Consider the following 15,687-nt stretch of genomic DNA (forward strand, 5'->3'; position numbering starts at 1 on the left):
GATCGACAGGCGTCACGGACCGTAGCCTAGCGGGTACGACACGCGGTCATTCCACCCGCCAGGCGACGCCGTGCGGGACGAGCGCGTCCAGGAATCCGGCGGGCTCGAACGCCTGCGCGGGCGTCAACGCGCCGGGCCGAGCGTCGCCGCGCGCGAGCCGCAGCGCGCCCTCGACCGCGATGACGGCGGTCAGCCCGTACGGGTCCGGCCCGGTGACGACGCCCGTCGCGGTCGCGCCGGATCCGGTCGCGCGGGCGAGCATGCACCAGCGTCCGGCGCGGCGCGTCGCCTCGTCCAGGACGGCCGGCGCCAGCTCGGCGGCCCCGGGGTCGAACGACGCGAACAGCTTGACGACGTCCGCGCGCATCGCCGCCCGCACCCGCGCGGCCGGAACGTGGCGCGGCACCGTCGCGACGCCCGGCAGCGGGAACGGCGCCACCTCGACCCGCTCGCCGGGCAGGTCGACCGGAGCATGGCCGCCGGTGTCGGGACGCCAGCCGCCGTCGGCGTACTCCAGCGGGCCGCGCCCGACGATCGACGCCATCGAGCGGGCGGTGCCGCGCGACGCGCCGCCCGGCAGCCGCAGGTCCGCGACCAGGATCTCGCGCGCCGGGGCGACGCGCGCCGCCGTCAGCGCCGCGATCAGGTCGCCGGGGCCGCCGTCGTCGGCGAGCGCGGGCACGACGGTCACCCCGGCGCGCTCGGCGTCCGGCCCGGCCGTCGCGAGGACGTCGTGGATCTGCCCCTGCTCGCCCGAGGTGTCGACGTAGTGGACGCGGGCGGCGAGCGCCGCGCGCAGCACCGGCCCGCCCCAGCGCGTGAACGGCCCCGCCGTGTTGACCACGGCCGCGCAGCCGGCGAAGGCGGCGGCGAGCGCGTCCGGGTCGTCCAGCGTCGCGACGCGGACCTCCGCGTCGGCGACCGCGCGCAGCCGTTCCCTGGACCGTCCGACGAGCACCGCCTCGACGCCCCGCCGCGCCAGCTCCGCGACGACCAGCCCGCCGGTGAACCCGCTCGCCCCGTGCACCGCGATCTTCATGTCCGATCTCCTCTCGTTCAGGAACGACGCTAGGAAGCCCGGACGAGACGAACAATGTGCGCGAGCCGCGCCCCGATGTCCGATCGTCTCTACACTGGACGGCATGGACGTGCTCGGAGACGTCGTCCAGGTCATGCGCACCGGCCGTCCGCACGCGAACCGGACGGTCCTGGACGCCCCCTGGCGGCGGAGCTTCCCCGCCCGCGAGGCCGCCGGGTTCCACGTCGTGCTGCGCGGCGGCTGCGAGATCGTCCCGACCGGCGGCGCCCCGCTGAGCCTGACGCAGGGCGACGTGGCGTTCCTCCCGCGCGGCACCGGCCACACGATCACCGGCGACGCCGCGACCGTCCTGCTGTGCGGCGCCTACGACCTGGACCTGGCCCGTCCGCACCCGCTGCTCGCCGAACTGCCCCGCGTCGTCCGGCTCCCGGCGGACGCGCCGTGCCCGTCGGTGCGCGCCGCCGTCGGCCTGCTGGACCGCGAACTGGACGGCGCGGGCCGTCCCGGCGCCCCCGCCGCGCTCACCGCCCTCCTCGACCTGCTCCTGCTCTACCTGCTGCGGGCCTGGCACGACGCGCACGCGGGCACCGGCTGGAGCGCGGCCCTGCGGGACCCGGCGGTCGGGGCGGCGCTGCGGGCCGTCCACGCCGACCCGGCCCGGGACTGGACGGTCGCGGCGCTCGGCGCGGAGGCCGGCCTGTCCCGCGCCGCGTTCGCGCGCCGCTTCACCGGCCTGGTCGGACGCCCGCCGCTCGGCTACCTCACCTGGTGGCGGATGAGCGTCGCGGCACGGCTGCTGCGCGGCTCGGACCTGCCGCTGCGCGCCGTCGCGGCCCGCGTCGGGTACACGTCGGAGTACGCGTTCGGCAAAGCCTTCAAGCGGGAGCTGGGCGTGCCGCCGGGCGCGTACCGGGCGGTCAGTCCTTGACGGTCCGCACCAGCGGGACGAGCTGCTCGGCGGTCACCAGCGACCCGTGCATCCCGACCATCCCGGCGAGCCACGGCTCCCGCGCGGACGCCGTGATCGCCACGTCCGCGTACGGCACCGCGATGACGTCGCCGACGCGCTCGGCCATATCCGGCGTGATGGCCCCGAACCACCCCTCCGCGACGGCCTCGGCGCGGGAGCGGACCCAGCACGTCCCGGCCAGCCGCTCCCGCCACGCCGCGAGGACGTCGCCGTGCGCGCCCGGCAGCGCGTACACATAGCGGGACCTGGCGTCGCCGCCGAGCCGCGCCACTCCGGCCGACAGCGCCGGATCGGTGTCGGCGTCGATCCGCGCCGACGGGTCGGTCATGCCGTGGTCGGCCGTGACGTACAGGGCCGTCCCGGACGGCAGGGCGTCCGCGAGGCGTTCGGCGAGCAGGTCCACGAAGCGGAGCTGCTGCCGCCAGTCCGCCGAGGCGACGCCGAACCGGTGGCCGGTGGAGTCCAGGTCCGGGTGGTAGACGGTCGCGTAGGCGCGATCGCTCGCGCTCAGCGCCCGCTGCGCCGCCGCGACGAGCTGGCCGAGCGCGTCGGCCCCGGCGTAGTCCGCGCCGCGCGCCGTCGCCCGGGTGAGCGGGCTGTCGCGGTAGAGGCTCGCGCCGACGTAGGACGCCGCGACGCCCGCCGCCCGCGCCCGCTCGTAGACGGTCGGGGCGGGCTGGACGACGACCGGGTCCGCGCCGTCCGGCGCCCAGCGCAGCAGGTTGGCCAGCTCGTCCCGGCCGGGCAGCGCGATCTGGAGGCCGAGCAGGCCGTGCCCGCCGGGCGGCAGGCCGGTGCCGAGCGAACCGAGGCTGGTGACGGTCGTCGCGGGGAAGCCCGCCGTGAGGGGACCGCCGCCGAGCGACGTCAGGAACGGCGCGTCGCCGGGATGGGCGCGCAGCTGCTCCCAGCCGAGGCCGTCCACGAGCAGCACGCAGACCCGCCGCGTCTCCGGCAGGCCGAGGACGTTCACCGCGCCCGGCACGCCGAGCGCCGCCAGCGCCGATTCGGGCAGGTCCGCCAGCGCCGCGCGCCCGTACGCCGGGACGGGCGGCGCGGGCCGGGTCACCCCGCCGCCGCCGACGTGGCCGACGACAGCGCCTCGGCGAACGCCAGCACCTGCCCGACCGCCTCCGCGCCGTCGGCGGCCTCGCTGACCCGCAGCGACAGGTCGTCGGCGGTCACGCTGCCGGTGTAGCCGTGGTCGGCCTCGCAGTTCTCGTCGCCGCAGGTCGCGGGCTCCAGGTCGATGTGCGCGATCGCGCCCCACCCGATCGTCAGCACGACCTCGGTGGGCGCGGTGCCCGGCACGTACGACGCCGGGTCCGGGACGACGCGCGTCACGGCCACCGACTGGACGCGCTCGATCTTCACCGCCTCGGTCGTCGTGGACGCGTGCGGCTGGGCGACGCCCTCCCCCGGCGGATGCTCGTCGGTGTGGCAGACCAGCAGCCGCGTCGGCGACAGGACCAGCACGGTCACATGGCGCCGCACCTCCATCGCCGGATCGAACGTCGCCTCGTGGTGGATCACGTAGGCGAGCACCCGCTCGTCGCCGATCGCCGACTGGACCGCGTCCGCGACCAGGGCCGGGTAGTAACCGCTGCGCTCGATGGCCGTGCGCAACCCGTCAGACGTCGCTCGGGTTTCCCTCATGGTCCCATCCTGCCCTGTCGGCGGCGGGCCGCGCACATGAGCCCGATGGCCGCCGCTCCGGCCCGCATGGTCGTTTCGTCCCACACGGGGTAACAGATCCGCATGAGTACCCGCACAGCCAGGAACGCAATCATCGGCCCGGACGACCGCGAACCGCTCCCGGGGCCGCCGCCGATCCCCCCGCCGGGGCCGGATCCGGCACCGCCGCCGCCCTCCCCCGTCCCGCCGGGGCCCGAGCCGCCGCCACCGTCGCCGCAACCGCCCGTGCCGGGGCCGGGGCCGGCGCCCGAGCCGAGCCCGATCCCGCCCGTCCCGCCGACGCCGGAGCCCGCACCGCCGCCGCCACCGTCCTGATCAACGGAGGCGGCGGGGGGCGAGTTCCTGGCGCGGGCCGGGCGGACGGCAGAGCGTCAGCGTCACGTCGCGGACGACCGTGCCGGACGCGCCCGCCAGCACCGGCGACAGGTCCAGGCGCGCCACCTCCGGCAGGTCGTCGGCCAGCCGGGACGCCCGCAGCAGCAACGTCTCCAGCGCCGCGACGTCCACCGGCTCCGCGCCCCGGTGGCCGAGCAGCAGCGGCGCGGCGCGGATCGCGCGGACCATGTCGGCGGCCTCGACGTCGGTGAGCGGCGCCAGCCGGTAGGCGCGGTCGTCCAGCAGGGCGGCGGTCTCGTCGGCGAGCCCGAACGAGACGACGGCGCCGAACGAGGCGTCCTCGCGGACGGTGATCTGCGTCGGGACGCCGCCGCCCGCGTCGCCGAGCGCGATCCCATAGCAGGCCAGCAGCTCGGCGGCCTGGGCGCGGGCCACGGTGACCGGGCCGCCGCCGGACAGCCACCGCTCGACCAGGGCGCGGGCGCGGCGGCGGTCCGCGCCGACGATCTCCGGGAGCCGTCCGGGCGGGCGCCGCCGCCACTGCGCGTACCGGACGACGTAGGCCAGCGCCCGCACCGCGTCCTCCGGCGCCGCGTAGGACGGCACCGACCCGGCGGCGGGCGACCCGTCCGGGCCGGGGACGCGCAGGTCGGCGGGCATGCCCTCGGAACCCAGGTACGTCGCGACGATCGGCTTGTCCGCGCCCGCCGCCAGCCGCAGGATCTTCGCCGGGACCGACAGGTCGTACCCGCCGATGGTCGGGGGCGTGAACAGCGCGACGACCGCGTCCACGCCCGGGTCGGCCAGCGCTTCGGCGAGCGCGGCCTCGTACTCGGCGGCGCCGGCGGCCGGGCCGAGGTCCGCCGGCGGACGCGCCCGCAGGCCGAACGCCGCCGCCGCGTCCTGCGCCAGCAGGCCCAGCGAGTCGGAGTTGTCGATGATCGCGAGCCGGTCCCCGGCGGGCAGCGGCTGGTAGGCCAGGAGCTGGGCGACGTCGAACAGCTCCGACAGGTCCTCCACCCGGATCACCCCCGCCTGCGCGAACAGCGCGCTGACCGCGTGGTCGGGCAGGCTCAGCGCGGCTGCCGCGTGCCCGAGCGGGACGCCCTGCGTGCTGCGTCCGCTTTTCACCGCGACGATCGGTTTGCGGCGCGACAGTCGGCGGGCCAGGCGGGCGAACTTGCGCGGGTTGCCCAGGGACTCCAGGTACAGAAGGACGGCCTTGGTGTCCGGGTCCTCCTCCCAGTACTGCATGAGGTCGTTTCCGGAGACGTCCGCTCGGTTGCCCGCCGATACGAACGTCGACAGACCGAGCCCGCGTTCCGCCGTGCGCTGGAGGATCGCGATGCCCAGCGCGCCGGACTGGGAGAAGAAGCCGACGGGGCCGCGTCCGGGCATCGTCGGCGCGAGCGTGGCGTTCAGGCGGACGGCCGGGTCGTTGTTCGCGATGCCCAGGCAGTTGGGGCCGACGACCCGCATCCCGTAGGCGCGGGCCAGGCGGACCAGTTCCTCCTGGCGTTCGCGGCCGTCCGGGCCGGTCTCGCCGAACCCCGACGACACCACGACCAGCCCGTGGACGCCCTTGCCCGCGCACTGCTCCACGACGTCCTGCACGACGGGGGCGCGGACGGCGACGATCGCGAGGTCCACGTCGTCCGGAATCTCCAGCACCGACCGGTACGCCCGGACGCCCCCGACCGCCGTCGCCGTGGGATGCACCGGGTAGACCGGGCCGGTGAAGTCGCCCGCGAGCAGGTTGCGCAGGACCGTCCGGCCGACCGAGTGCTCCGACCGGCTCGCGCCGATCACCGCGACCGACCGGGGCGTCAGCAGCCGCTGGATCGACCGGGACTCGGCGCGGTGCTCGCGCGCGATCATGACCTCCACCGACGTCTCGGTCGGCTCCAAGTCGAGGACGAGTTCGATGACGCCGTCCTCGAACGTCTGCTCCGCGCGGTAGCCGACCTCGCGGAACACCCGCGTCATCCGCCGGTTGTCGGGCAGGACGCTCGCCACGAACCGCGTCAGGCCGCGCTCGCGGGCCGCCGCCGCGATGTGCTCCAGCAGGACCGGGCCGAGGCCGCGGCCCTGGTGCTCGTCCTCCACGAGGAACGCCACCTCGGCCGTCCCGGGACGGTCCTTCAGCCGCTCGTAACGGACGACCGCGACCATCCGCCCGCCGATCGTCGCGATCAGCGCCACCCGGTCCACGTGGTCCACGGTGGTGAAGTGAGCGATCTCACGTTCGCTCAGCCGGGGGCGCGCGGAGAAGAACCGGTAATAGATCGACTCGGGCGAGAGGCGGGTGTAGAACTCGCGGAGCAGGTCCGCGTCCGCGCTCCGGATGGGGCGCAGATGCGCCGTCCCGCCGTCGGTCAGCAGGACGTCGGCCTCCCAATGATCCGGATACGCCTCGGTCACACCACCGAGCGTAGGACACCGGCGCCGACATCCCGCACGCGGGAATTCCCCCCTGCTCCCCGTTTTCGCTGCGCGTTCGAGACCTAATCGCGCCTCGATAGCTGTTACGGTCGAGCACACGCCCAGTACGCCGCTCACGCGGGCCGTGTTGATCGAGGTGATGACTCCCATGACGCGCGTGGTCGTGGTTGGCGACTTGATGAGTGACACCGTGGCGCGTGCCGCGTTCCCCCTCGCCAAGGGCAGTGACACGCCCGCGGCCGTGACGACCCACGGCGGCGGCTCGGGCGCCAACGTGGCGTCCTGGCTCGCCCTGGAGGGCGTCGAGGCCGCGTTCGTCGGCCGCCGCGGGTCCGACATCGCGGGACGCAACCGCGACATGGAGCTGATGGGCTACGGCGTGGACGCCCGTCTCGTCATGGACTCCGAGCGGCCCACCGGCACCTGCGTCGTCCTCGTCACCCACAAGGGCGACCGGACGATGCTCTCGGACCCGGGCGCCAACGCCGCGCTCCTCGTCGAGGACATCGAGCGCTGCCGCGACCTGTTCCGCCAGGGCACCCACCTGCACCTGTCGGGGTACTCGCTGCTCAACGAGGGGTCGCGCAAGGCCGCGATCTTCGCGCTGGACACCGCCCGCAAGGCGAAGATGTCGATCTCGGTGGACGCCGGGTCGTCCTCGCCGCTCCAGCGCATCGGCGCCGAGCCGTTCCTGGAGTGGACGCAAGGGGCGCGGCTGCTCATCCTGAACGCCAAGGAGGCCGAGGTCCTCACCGGCCGCGACGTGCCCGAGCAGGCCGCCAAGGTCCTGACCGCCTGGTACCCGCAGGTCGTGATCACCTCCGGCGCGGACGGCGCCCTCTGGTACACCAACGGCCGTCCCGAGCCGGTCACCGTGAAGGCCGAGCCGATCGACAAGATCGTCGACGGCACCGGCGCGGGCGACGCCTTCGTGGCGGGCTTCCTGCCGCCCTGGCTGGACGGCAAGTCGCCCGCCGACGCCCTGACCGCGGGCTCCCGCCTCGCCGTCAAGGCGATGCGCCACCTGGGCGCCCGCCCGTCCCTGGACGTCATGGACAACCCGATTAATTAGGTCTTTCCACCACGGCGCTCGCCTGGCGGCTCGCACCGTGCCGGCAGGACGTGCGAGTGCGGCATCGCTTCGCGATCTTCGCGCCCGGGGACTCGCCTTCGGCGTCGTCCCCGGGCGCTCAGTTCACGCACTCGCGCGACGCTTGAACTCGTCGCGCGGCGAACCCTGCCGAGGCCGCCGCACCCTCGCGGGCGTGTCGCACGGTGGGGTCAGGTGAGGAACTCGCCGCCGTCGACGGTGATGACCTGGCCCGTCACGTAGTTGTTGGCCATCAGGAACAGGGCCGAGGCGGCGGCCTCCTCGGCGGTGCCGAAGCGGCCGAGCGGCGTCGGCGCGCCGGCGGCGGCCATCGCCTCGTCGGTGTCCAGGCCCGGCGCCGCGCGCAGCAGCGGGGTGTCGACGCGGCCGTACCGGACGGCGTTCACCCGCTGCCGCGCGGGCGCGAACTCCACGGCCAGCGCCCGCGTGACGGCCTCCACCGCGCCCGCCGCCGCCACCAGCGCGGACATGCCGGGACGCGGGCTGATCACGAGGGCTCCCGAACTGAACGTGAGCGAGCCGCCCGCCGGGAGCCGGGTCGCCGCCGCGCGGGCGACGGTGAACGCCGTCCGGACGCGTCCGTCGAGGTTCACGGTGATGGCGTCGTCGGACAGTTCGGCCGCGAGGCCCATGCCGCTGATGCCGCCCGCGGTGAGAAGCACGTGGTCGACCCGGCCCGCCCGGTCGAACGCCTCGGTGATGGTCTGCTCGCTGCCGGCGTCACCGGCGACGCCGAGGACGTCGTCCGGCGCCGTGTCCGGGCTCGCGGCGCGGACGCGGGCGACGGCGGCGTCCAGCCGGGACGGGTCGCGGCCGACCAGCACGACGCGGGCGCCGACCGAGCGCAGCAGGACGCCCGCCGCCAGGCCGATGCCCGACGTCCCGCCGATGAGGAGGGCGGTGGCGCCGGAGAGGCCGCTCGGCAGCGGGGAACGGACGGGGATGGGAGCGGCAGTGCTCATGTGCGGGCCTTCCGAAATAAACCATCTGGTTGTTTTACTGTCCCGGCCGATCCTGCCCGCTCCCGGGGAACGGAGTCAACCAGATGGTTTAATCCGTGCATGGGCTATGACGCGGAGGACACCCGGCGGCGGATCTTCGCCGCCGCCGCCGCCGAGTTCGCCGAGCACGGCCTCGCGGGCGCCCGGGTCGACCGGATCGCGACCGCCGCCAAGGCCAACAAGCAGGCCATCTACCTGTACTTCGGCGGCAAGGAGAAGCTGTTCGCCGCGATCCTGCGCGCGAAGCTGGAGGCGGTGGCCGTCTCGGTCACCATCGACCCCGAGGCGGTGGGCGAGTCCGCCGGGCAGATCTTCGACTGGTACCACGAGCACCCGGAACTGATCAGGCTGGTGCTCTGGGAGTCCCTGGAGGCGTGCGACACCCCCGCCGCCGAGGACCACGAACGCCGGGACGGCTACCGCGCCAAGGTCCGCTCGCTGGTGGACGCCGGAATGGCCTGCCACCTGCCCGAGGAGGCCCGCGTCCCCGCCGTCCAGGACCTGGTGTTCACGGTGATGGGCCTGATCGCCTGGAACTTCGCCGTCCCCCGCATGTGCCGCATGCTCCTGGACGAGGAGACGAGCGAAGCCGCCCTGGCCCGCCGCCGCGCGGCCGTCGTCGAGGCCGCCCGCACCCTGGCCGCCGACTTCGCCCCGTCCCGCTGCGCCCCCGAGCAGCCAGGCGCCACAACCGGCGACTGAACACAGCTAGTTCGGGACGGCGAGGACCAGGGGGAGGACGGCGGGGGCTCCGGCGGAGCGCAGGGCGCGGGCGGCGACGGTCATCGTCCAGCCCGTGTCGATCCGGTCGTCCACCAGCAGGATCGGGCCGCCCGCCGCGGCGGCGGCGGCGGACGCGACCTGCGGCGGCAGTGTCTGGGCGTTCCAGACCGAGCGCAGTCGCTGGGCGCTGTTGTGGCGGCGCGGCACCGGTTCGGCGGGGGGCTCGAACGCGCCGGTGAACGGCAGGCGGCCGATCTCGGCGATGCGGCGCGCGAGCGATCCCACCAGGCGGGGACGGGTCAGCGATCCGAGGGCGACCACGCCCGCCGGTCGCTGATCCCAGTCCCAGGCGGCCAGCACGCGGACGACCGCGTCCACCAGGTCGGCGGGGACGTCGGCGTCCGGGGCGCCGGGGGCCAGCAGGTCGCGCAGCCGGTTGCCCCAGCCGGTGTCGGTGAGGCGGCCGAGGGCGCGGCCCGGCTCGGCCAGGTCGGCGGGGGCGATCCGGCCGCCGACGCCGAGGTCGTCCTTCACGCCGGTCGGCCACATGCGGCGCGGCGCCACGTCCACGCCGGGCCGGTGCAGCCGGTCGCGGGCGCGCGCCGTGCCCTCCGCGCTCACCGTCGCGGGGCGCCGCCGGCCGGTGCAGTTGTCGCAGCGTCCGCACGGCACGGCGGTCTCGTCGTCCAGCAGGCGGCGCAGGAACTCCTCGCGGCAGCCCTCGGTGACGATGTACTCCAGCATCGCCCGCTGTTCGCGCTCGCGCGCCTCCCGCACGCGGGCGTACCGCTCGCGGTCGTAGGACCACGGCTCGCCGGTGGACGTCCAGCCGCCCTTGACGCGGCGGACCGCGCCGTCCACGTCGAGGACCTTGAGCATCATCTCCAGCCGCGACCGGCTGAGGTCGACGCGCGGTTCGAGCGCGCCGGTGGACAGCGGGCGGCCCGCCGCGTCCAGGACGTCCAGCGTCGCCCGCACGACCGGTTCGGGCGGGAACGCCAGGCTCGCGAAGTACTCCCAGATCCGCCGGTCCTCCGCGCCGGGCAGCAGGACGACCTCCGCGCGGTCCACCCCGCGGCCCGCGCGGCCGATCTGCTGGTAGTACGCGACCGGGGACTGCGGCGCGCCGACATGGACGATGAAGCCGAGGTCGGGCTTGTCGAAGCCCATCCCGAGCGCGCTCGTCGCGACCAGGGCCTTCAGCTTGTTGTCGCGCAGGTCGCGTTCGGCCTGGAGGCGTTCGGCGGGCTCGGTCTGCCCGGAGTACGCGGCGACCTCGTGGCCCCGGTCGCGCAGGTAGCCGGTGATCTCGTGCGCCGCCGCGACCGTCAGCGTGTAGACGATGCCCGAGCCGGGCAGCGCGTCGAGGTTCTCGCCGAGCCAGGCGATCCGCTGCTCGGCCTCGGGCAGCCGGACGACCGACAGGTGCAGCGAGTCGCGCTCCAGCGGACCGCGCAGCACGAGTGTGTCGCCCTCGGCGAGCTGTTCGGCGACGTCGGCGGTGACGCGCGCGTTGGCGGTGGCGGTCGTGGCGAGGACGGGGATGCCCGGCGGCAGGTCGGCGAGCAGGGTGCGCAGCCGCCGGTAGTCCGGACGGAAGTCGTGCCCCCAGTCGGAGATGCAATGGGCCTCGTCCACCACGACGAGGCCCGCGCCCGCCGCGAGCTTGGGCAGGACCAGGTCGCGGAAGTCGGGGTTGTTGAGCCGCTCGGGACTGACGAGCAGGACGTCCACCGCGCCCCGCTCCACGTCGGCGAAGACGCCGTCCCAGTCGTCGGTGTTGGCGGAGTTGACCGTCGCGGCGCGGATCCCGGCGCGCTCGGCCGCGTCGATCTGGTTGCGCATCAGCGCGAGCAGCGGCGACACGATCACGGTCGGCCCGGCGCCGCGCGTGCGCAGCAGCCGGGTCGCGACGAAGTACACCGCCGACTTGCCCCAGCCGGTGCGCTGCACGACGAGCGCGCGCCGCCGGTCGACGACGAGCGCGCGGATCGCCGTCCACTGGTCCTCGCGCAGGCGCGCGCCCGCGCCGGCCAGGGCGCGCAGGCAGGCTTCGGCCTCGTCGCGCAGCGCGTCGACGGTCTCGGGGGCGGCGCCGGGCCGCTCGGAAATGCTCACCCGTCCTTGCTACCAGCCGCCGCCGACGTCCCGCATCCGGACGGCCGGCCTGTGGATAACCCGCCCGCCGGGCCCCGGACGCCGGAAGGTAGCCTGCGAACAAGATCAACCGACGGGACGGGAGGATTTGCACGGAATGGGCCGGGCGACCGAGCGCGTGCGACGGGGCTGGCAGGCATTGATGAACAACCCTCCGCCCGAACCGCCCGAGGACGAACCCGGTCCCGTCTTCGACCCCCGCGCCATCGACCTCGTGCTGCGGGTCGGGGAGCTGCTGCTGGCGTCCGGCGAGTCCACCGAGCGGGTCAACGAGGCGATGCTGAGCGTCGCGGTCGCCTACGAGATCCCGCGCTGCGAGGTGGAGGTCACCTTCACGAGCCTGCTCGTGTCGGCCCATCCCGGCCAGGGTGCTCCCCCGGTGACCGGATCCCGCGCGATACGACGCCGCACCCCCGCGTACTGGCGGCTCACCGCGCTGCACGAACTCGTCCAGCAGGCGTCCATCGGCATGCTCGGCGTGGACGAGGCCCGCACCGAACTCGCGCGGATCAAACGCGGCCGGGGCCCGTTCCCGCCGTGGCTGCTCGTGGTGGGGCTCGGGCTCATCGCCGCGTCGGCGGGCGTCCTCGGCGGCGGCGGGCCGATCGTGGCGGTGACGGCGTTCGTCGCGACCGTCCTCGGCGACCGCACCGCCGCCGCGCTCGCCCGGCGCGGCATCGCCGAGTTCTTCCAGCTCGCGGTGGCCGCCGCGATCGGCGCGTCGGCGGCCGTGATCGTCGTCGCGCTCGGCAGCCCCGGCCGCGCCCCGACGATCGTGACGGGCGCGATCCTCGCGCTCCTGCCCGGACGTCCGCTGGTGGCGAGCATCCAGGACGGGATCACCGGCGACCTGCTCAGCGCGGCGGCCCGCCTGCTGGAGGTCTTCCTCATCATCGCGGCGATCGTGGCCGGGCTCGGCGCGGTCGTTTACCTGGCCGTCTATGCCGGGGTCCGGGTGGACGTCGGGGACCTGCCGCCCTCACCGGCCCTGCTCGAACCCGTCCGCGTCCTCGCGGCGGCGGGTGTCGCGGTGACGTTCGCCATCACGCTGGCGGTACCGCGCTCGGTGCTCATTCCGGCGGCGATCGGTGGCGCCCTGATCTGGATGATCTACGTGTCGCTGCTGCACCTGGAAGTGGCGCCCGTGCTGGCGGCCGGAGTGTCCGCGGTTGTCATCGGCCTCGCCGGGAGCGCGTACGCGCGACGTAAACAGGCGCCGTCGTTGCCGTTCGTCGTCCCGTCCATCTCGCCGCTGCTGCCCGGTATGACGCTCTACCGATCCATGGTCGAATTGAACAGCGGGGACGCCGCCACCGGGGCGCTCAGCTTGGTCGGGGCGCTGTCGATCGCGCTCGCGCTCGCGGCGGGCGTCAACCTCGGCGGCGAGCTGGTGCGGGCGTTCCAGCACGTCGGGCTGAGCGTGTCCGGACGCGGCGCCCGCCCCGCCGCGCGCCGGACGCGTGGCTTCTGACCTGCGGAAACGGATTCTGTCGGTGGCGCCGGTTACGTTGCGGAGCATGTACCGACAGGGAGACATCCTCATCGTTCCCGTGGCCGAGGACGCCGTGCCCGCGTCCGTCCGCGCGCTGCCGCCGACGGCCCGCGACGGACGCGGCCGGATGGTCCTCGCGCTCGGCGAGGCGACCGGCCACGCGCACGCGCTCACCGCCCCCGGCGAGCTGCGCCGCGACCCGAACCCCCTCGCGCCCGACCACCTCTGGCTGCCGTCGGGCGGACGCCTCGTCCACGAGGAGCACGCCGCGATCTCGCTGCCCAAGGGCTGGTACCGGGTGATCCGGCAGCGCGAGTACGTGCCGGGCGCCGTGCGGGTGGTGGCGGACTGATGGAGACCGTCGACCGCGCGAGCCTCCTGCTGTCCTGGCAGGCCGTCGCCTTCGCCACCGGCGCCGCCGACCGTCCGGCCGCCGAGGCGGGCGTCGCCGCCGCGTACGCCGCCGCCGGGCTGCCCGCCCCCGAGCGGTTCGTCTGGGTGGGCTCGCCCGCCGCGGGGGCGGTCGCCGCCGCCGCGCTCGGCGGGCACGCGGACGCGCTGCGCGCCGCCGGGCTGGACGTCCCGGACCTGCCCGCCGCCGGGGCGTCGGTGCGCGACGCCGTCCGGACCCGGCCGTGGGAGCAGGTCCGCGCGCAGGCTCACGCCGCGCTCGGCACGGACGGCTGGCCGCGCGCCTGGGCCGACACCGGCGCGCTGCTGTGGGACCCGGTGAACAGCGTGGTCACGCGCGTGCGCGCCGCGATCGGCGGGCTCGCCGAGCCGGTCGAGACGGTGCTGCGCGCCGCGACGCTCGACGCCGTCCTCGGCCAGCAGGACGCGCCGTGGCTCGCCCAGTTCGACGCGCTCGACCTGCTCGAACCGCTGCGCGGCCTCGCCGGCGCGGCCCGGTCGGCGGGCTGGTGGTGGCCGTACGAGAACCTGGTGATCATCGCCGAGCGGCCCGTCGAGCTGCACCGCGACGAGCCCGGCCGCCTGCACCGCGGCGACGGCCCGGCCGTGGCCTGGCCGGACGGCTTCGCGCTGCACGCCTGGCGCGGCATGCCGATCCCGGCCGACTTCGTCCGCACGCTGGACGGCCTCACCCCCGAGCGCATCCGCGCCGAGGACAACGCCGAGCTGCGCCGCGTCATGCTGGAGATCTACGGCTACGACCGGTACCTCGCCGAGTCGAACGCCACGCCGCTGCACCGCGACGAGACGGGCGTGCTGTGGCGGATCGACCTGCCCGATGACGAACCCGTCGTCATGGTGGAGGTGGTGAACTCGACGCCCGAACCCGACGGCACGAGCCGCACGTACTACCTGCGCGTCCCGCCCGCCACCCGCACCGCCCGCGAGGGCGTGGCCTGGACGTTCGGCGTGGACGCCGCCGACTACCACCCGCAAGCCCAGACCTGACCCCGCTCGGGGGCGAACGCGCCCACCCGCGTCCGCCCCCGACGCGCACGTCCCGTCACCCCCGATCGCGGCTCGTCCTTCGTCGGGAGGCGGTGCGGTGATCATGCGTTGTGGGAGGTGAACGTGGGTAGTGCGTCGGTGTGACGACGGGTGACGGGCCGGGGGCGTTCGGTGATGTTCCGCGAGGTCTGCGCGCCTCGACGGCCATCGTCGCGTGCCTCATCGTCCTGGCCGTCGGCGGGTGGCTCGTGGCGACCGTGCTGGCGCGGCTCGCGTCGCTGACGCTGTCGCTGGCCGCCACGCTGCTGCTCGCGGCGCTGATCATGCCGGTCGCGCGGGGGCTGCGGCGGCTGCACGCGCCGCCCTGGCTCGCCGCGCTCGGCGGTGTGCTGTCGATCGTGGTGATCGTCGCCGGGCCGCTCGCGCTGATCGGGAACGAGACGGTCCATCAGTGGCCGCAGCTGCAGCAGGGGATCGGGCAGGGCGTCGACCGGATCCGCGAGTGGCTGCTGCACGGGCCGATGCCGATCACTTCACGGCGCATCGACGCCATCGGGGCCGAGATCCGGCACCGCATCACCGCGTCCGCGCCCGACCCGGCGGCCGGGGCGAGCGCCGCCGCGCAGGTCGCCGCCGCCGCCGTGCTCGCGCTGCTGCTGGTGTTCTTCGTGCTCAAGGACGGCGCGTCGATGTGGGCGTGGACGCTGCGGATGACGCCCGAGCACCTGCGTCCCCGGGTGGACGCCGCCGCCCGCGCCGGGTGGGACTCCCTTGTCGCCTATGTGCGCGGCACCGTCGTCATCGCGGCCGTGGACGCCACCGGGATCGGGATCGGGCTCGTGATCATCGGGGTGCCGCTGGCCGCGCCGCTCGCGCTGCTGACGTTCATCGCGGCGTTCGTCCCGATCGTCGGGGCGGCCGTCGCGGGCGCCGCGGCGGTGATCATCGCGTTCGTCAGCAAGGGGATCACCGCCGCGCTGCTCGTCATCGCGGTCGTCGTCGGGGTGCAGCAGTCGGAGGGGAATCTGCTGCAGCCGCTGATCATGGGACGGGCGCTGCGGCTGCATCCGGCGGTCATCCTCATCACCGTCACCGCCGGGACGCTGCTGGCCGGGATCGCCGGGGCGGTGGTCGCCGTGCCGATCACGGCGGTCGCCTACCGGGTCTTCCTCACGCTCCGCGCGCCGCTGCCGATCGCCGCGCCCGAGGCCGACGACGCCGACGCGCCCTGACCGGCGCCTCGACCGGCGCCTCGACCGGCGTTCTCGCAGTCGTTGGTGCAGACGTCCGACGGTGTTCCGA

The 15,687-nt window shown here is 75.3% G+C and carries 13 protein-coding genes; 7 read left to right on the forward strand and 6 right to left on the reverse strand.

The features are described 5' to 3' along the window. Window positions 1-46: 46 nt before the first annotated feature. Complete coding sequence (locus tag GQ466_RS21085; RefSeq protein ID WP_161104711.1) at window positions 47-1,039, reverse strand: saccharopine dehydrogenase family protein; 993 nt, start codon at window positions 1,037-1,039, stop codon at window positions 47-49. 103 nt (window positions 1,040-1,142) lie between these two features. Between GQ466_RS21085 and GQ466_RS21090 the strand changes: the two genes are divergently transcribed. Next, on the forward strand, window positions 1,143-1,967 hold the full coding sequence (locus tag GQ466_RS21090; protein ID WP_161104712.1) for a helix-turn-helix transcriptional regulator: 825 nt from the start codon (window positions 1,143-1,145) through the stop codon (window positions 1,965-1,967). Here the strand turns inward: GQ466_RS21090 and GQ466_RS21095 are convergent. The 3 genes from GQ466_RS21095 to GQ466_RS21105 all read right to left on the reverse strand — a co-directional run bounded on the left by GQ466_RS21095 (window position 1,957) and on the right by GQ466_RS21105 (window position 6,461). Then, the gene (locus GQ466_RS21095; protein ID WP_161104713.1) at window positions 1,957-3,078 is read right to left on the reverse strand and encodes an alkaline phosphatase family protein; all 1,122 of its coding nucleotides are present in this window, start codon (window positions 3,076-3,078) and stop codon (window positions 1,957-1,959) included. The two genes, GQ466_RS21090 and GQ466_RS21095, sit on opposite strands and share 11 nt — an antisense overlap. Further along, window positions 3,075-3,665 carry a DUF5998 family protein gene (locus tag GQ466_RS21100; RefSeq protein ID WP_161104714.1) on the reverse strand — a complete coding sequence of 197 codons (591 nt, stop codon included), beginning with the start codon at window positions 3,663-3,665 and terminating at the stop codon, window positions 3,075-3,077. Before GQ466_RS21100 ends, GQ466_RS21095 begins: the two co-directional genes overlap by 4 nt. Before the next feature lie 354 nt (window positions 3,666-4,019). Next, window positions 4,020-6,461: a bifunctional acetate--CoA ligase family protein/GNAT family N-acetyltransferase gene (locus GQ466_RS21105; RefSeq protein ID WP_337193565.1), complete on the reverse strand. Its 2,442-nt coding sequence runs from the start codon at window positions 6,459-6,461 to the stop codon at window positions 4,020-4,022. A gap of 169 nt (window positions 6,462-6,630) precedes the next feature. On the opposite strand from GQ466_RS21105, the gene GQ466_RS21110 reads away from it, so the two are divergent. Next, window positions 6,631-7,554 carry a carbohydrate kinase family protein gene (locus tag GQ466_RS21110; protein WP_161104716.1) on the forward strand — a complete coding sequence of 308 codons (924 nt, stop codon included), beginning with the start codon at window positions 6,631-6,633 and terminating at the stop codon, window positions 7,552-7,554. Window positions 7,555-7,763: 209 nt separating this feature from the next. On the opposite strand, the gene GQ466_RS21115 is transcribed toward GQ466_RS21110, so the two are convergent. Then, window positions 7,764-8,555, reverse strand: a complete 792-nt coding sequence (locus GQ466_RS21115) for an SDR family NAD(P)-dependent oxidoreductase (RefSeq protein ID WP_161104717.1) — start codon at window positions 8,553-8,555, stop codon at window positions 7,764-7,766. A 99-nt stretch (window positions 8,556-8,654) separates the two neighbouring features. Between GQ466_RS21115 and GQ466_RS21120 the strand changes: the two genes are divergently transcribed. Next, the gene (locus tag GQ466_RS21120; RefSeq protein WP_161104718.1) at window positions 8,655-9,296 is read left to right on the forward strand and encodes a TetR/AcrR family transcriptional regulator; all 642 of its coding nucleotides are present in this window, start codon (window positions 8,655-8,657) and stop codon (window positions 9,294-9,296) included. A 6-nt stretch (window positions 9,297-9,302) separates the two neighbouring features. Here the strand turns inward: GQ466_RS21120 and GQ466_RS21125 are convergent, their stop codons facing one another. Continuing rightward, the gene (locus tag GQ466_RS21125; RefSeq protein WP_337193566.1) at window positions 9,303-11,435 is read right to left on the reverse strand and encodes a RecQ family ATP-dependent DNA helicase; all 2,133 of its coding nucleotides are present in this window, start codon (window positions 11,433-11,435) and stop codon (window positions 9,303-9,305) included. Between the two features lie 181 nt (window positions 11,436-11,616). On the opposite strand from GQ466_RS21125, the gene GQ466_RS21130 reads away from it, so the two are divergent. The 4 genes from GQ466_RS21130 (at window position 11,617) to GQ466_RS21145 (ending at window position 15,617) form a co-directional block, all read left to right on the forward strand. Further along, a complete protein-coding gene (locus GQ466_RS21130; protein WP_237418189.1) occupies window positions 11,617-12,945 on the forward strand; it encodes a threonine/serine exporter family protein in 1,329 nt (442 codons plus the stop codon). 46 nt (window positions 12,946-12,991) lie between these two features. Beyond that, the gene (locus GQ466_RS21135; protein ID WP_161104720.1) at window positions 12,992-13,318 is read left to right on the forward strand and encodes a hypothetical protein; all 327 of its coding nucleotides are present in this window, start codon (window positions 12,992-12,994) and stop codon (window positions 13,316-13,318) included. After that, window positions 13,318-14,385: a DUF6745 domain-containing protein gene (locus GQ466_RS21140; protein ID WP_161104721.1), complete on the forward strand. Its 1,068-nt coding sequence runs from the start codon at window positions 13,318-13,320 to the stop codon at window positions 14,383-14,385. The genes GQ466_RS21135 and GQ466_RS21140 overlap by 1 nt, the downstream gene beginning before the upstream one ends. A 140-nt stretch (window positions 14,386-14,525) precedes the next feature. Continuing rightward, window positions 14,526-15,617, forward strand: a complete 1,092-nt coding sequence (locus tag GQ466_RS21145; RefSeq protein WP_161104722.1) for an AI-2E family transporter — start codon at window positions 14,526-14,528, stop codon at window positions 15,615-15,617. Window positions 15,618-15,687 lie beyond the last annotated feature (70 nt).

Source organism: Actinomadura rayongensis, assembly GCF_009831215.1.
GTDB classification, from domain to species: Bacteria; Actinomycetota; Actinomycetes; order Streptosporangiales; family Streptosporangiaceae; genus Spirillospora; species Spirillospora rayongensis.

Excerpts from the sequence above, each read along its gene's own strand:
- GQ466_RS21085 (WP_161104711.1), bottom strand. The coding sequence starts at position 1,039 with ATGAAGATCGCGGTGCACGGGGCGAGCGGGTTCACCGGCGGGCTGGTC.
- GQ466_RS21090 (WP_161104712.1), top strand. The coding sequence starts at position 1,143 with ATGGACGTGCTCGGAGACGTCGTCCAGGTCATGCGCACCGGCCGTCCG.
- GQ466_RS21100 (WP_161104714.1), bottom strand. The coding sequence starts at position 3,665 with ATGAGGGAAACCCGAGCGACGTCTGACGGGTTGCGCACGGCCATCGAG.
- GQ466_RS21110 (WP_161104716.1), top strand. The coding sequence starts at position 6,631 with ATGACGCGCGTGGTCGTGGTTGGCGACTTGATGAGTGACACCGTGGCG.
- GQ466_RS21115 (WP_161104717.1), bottom strand. The coding sequence starts at position 8,555 with ATGAGCACTGCCGCTCCCATCCCCGTCCGTTCCCCGCTGCCGAGCGGC.
- GQ466_RS21120 (WP_161104718.1), top strand. The coding sequence starts at position 8,655 with ATGGGCTATGACGCGGAGGACACCCGGCGGCGGATCTTCGCCGCCGCC.
- GQ466_RS21130 (WP_237418189.1), top strand. The coding sequence starts at position 11,617 with ATGAACAACCCTCCGCCCGAACCGCCCGAGGACGAACCCGGTCCCGTC.
- GQ466_RS21135 (WP_161104720.1), top strand. The coding sequence starts at position 12,992 with ATGTACCGACAGGGAGACATCCTCATCGTTCCCGTGGCCGAGGACGCC.
- GQ466_RS21140 (WP_161104721.1), top strand. The coding sequence starts at position 13,318 with ATGGAGACCGTCGACCGCGCGAGCCTCCTGCTGTCCTGGCAGGCCGTC.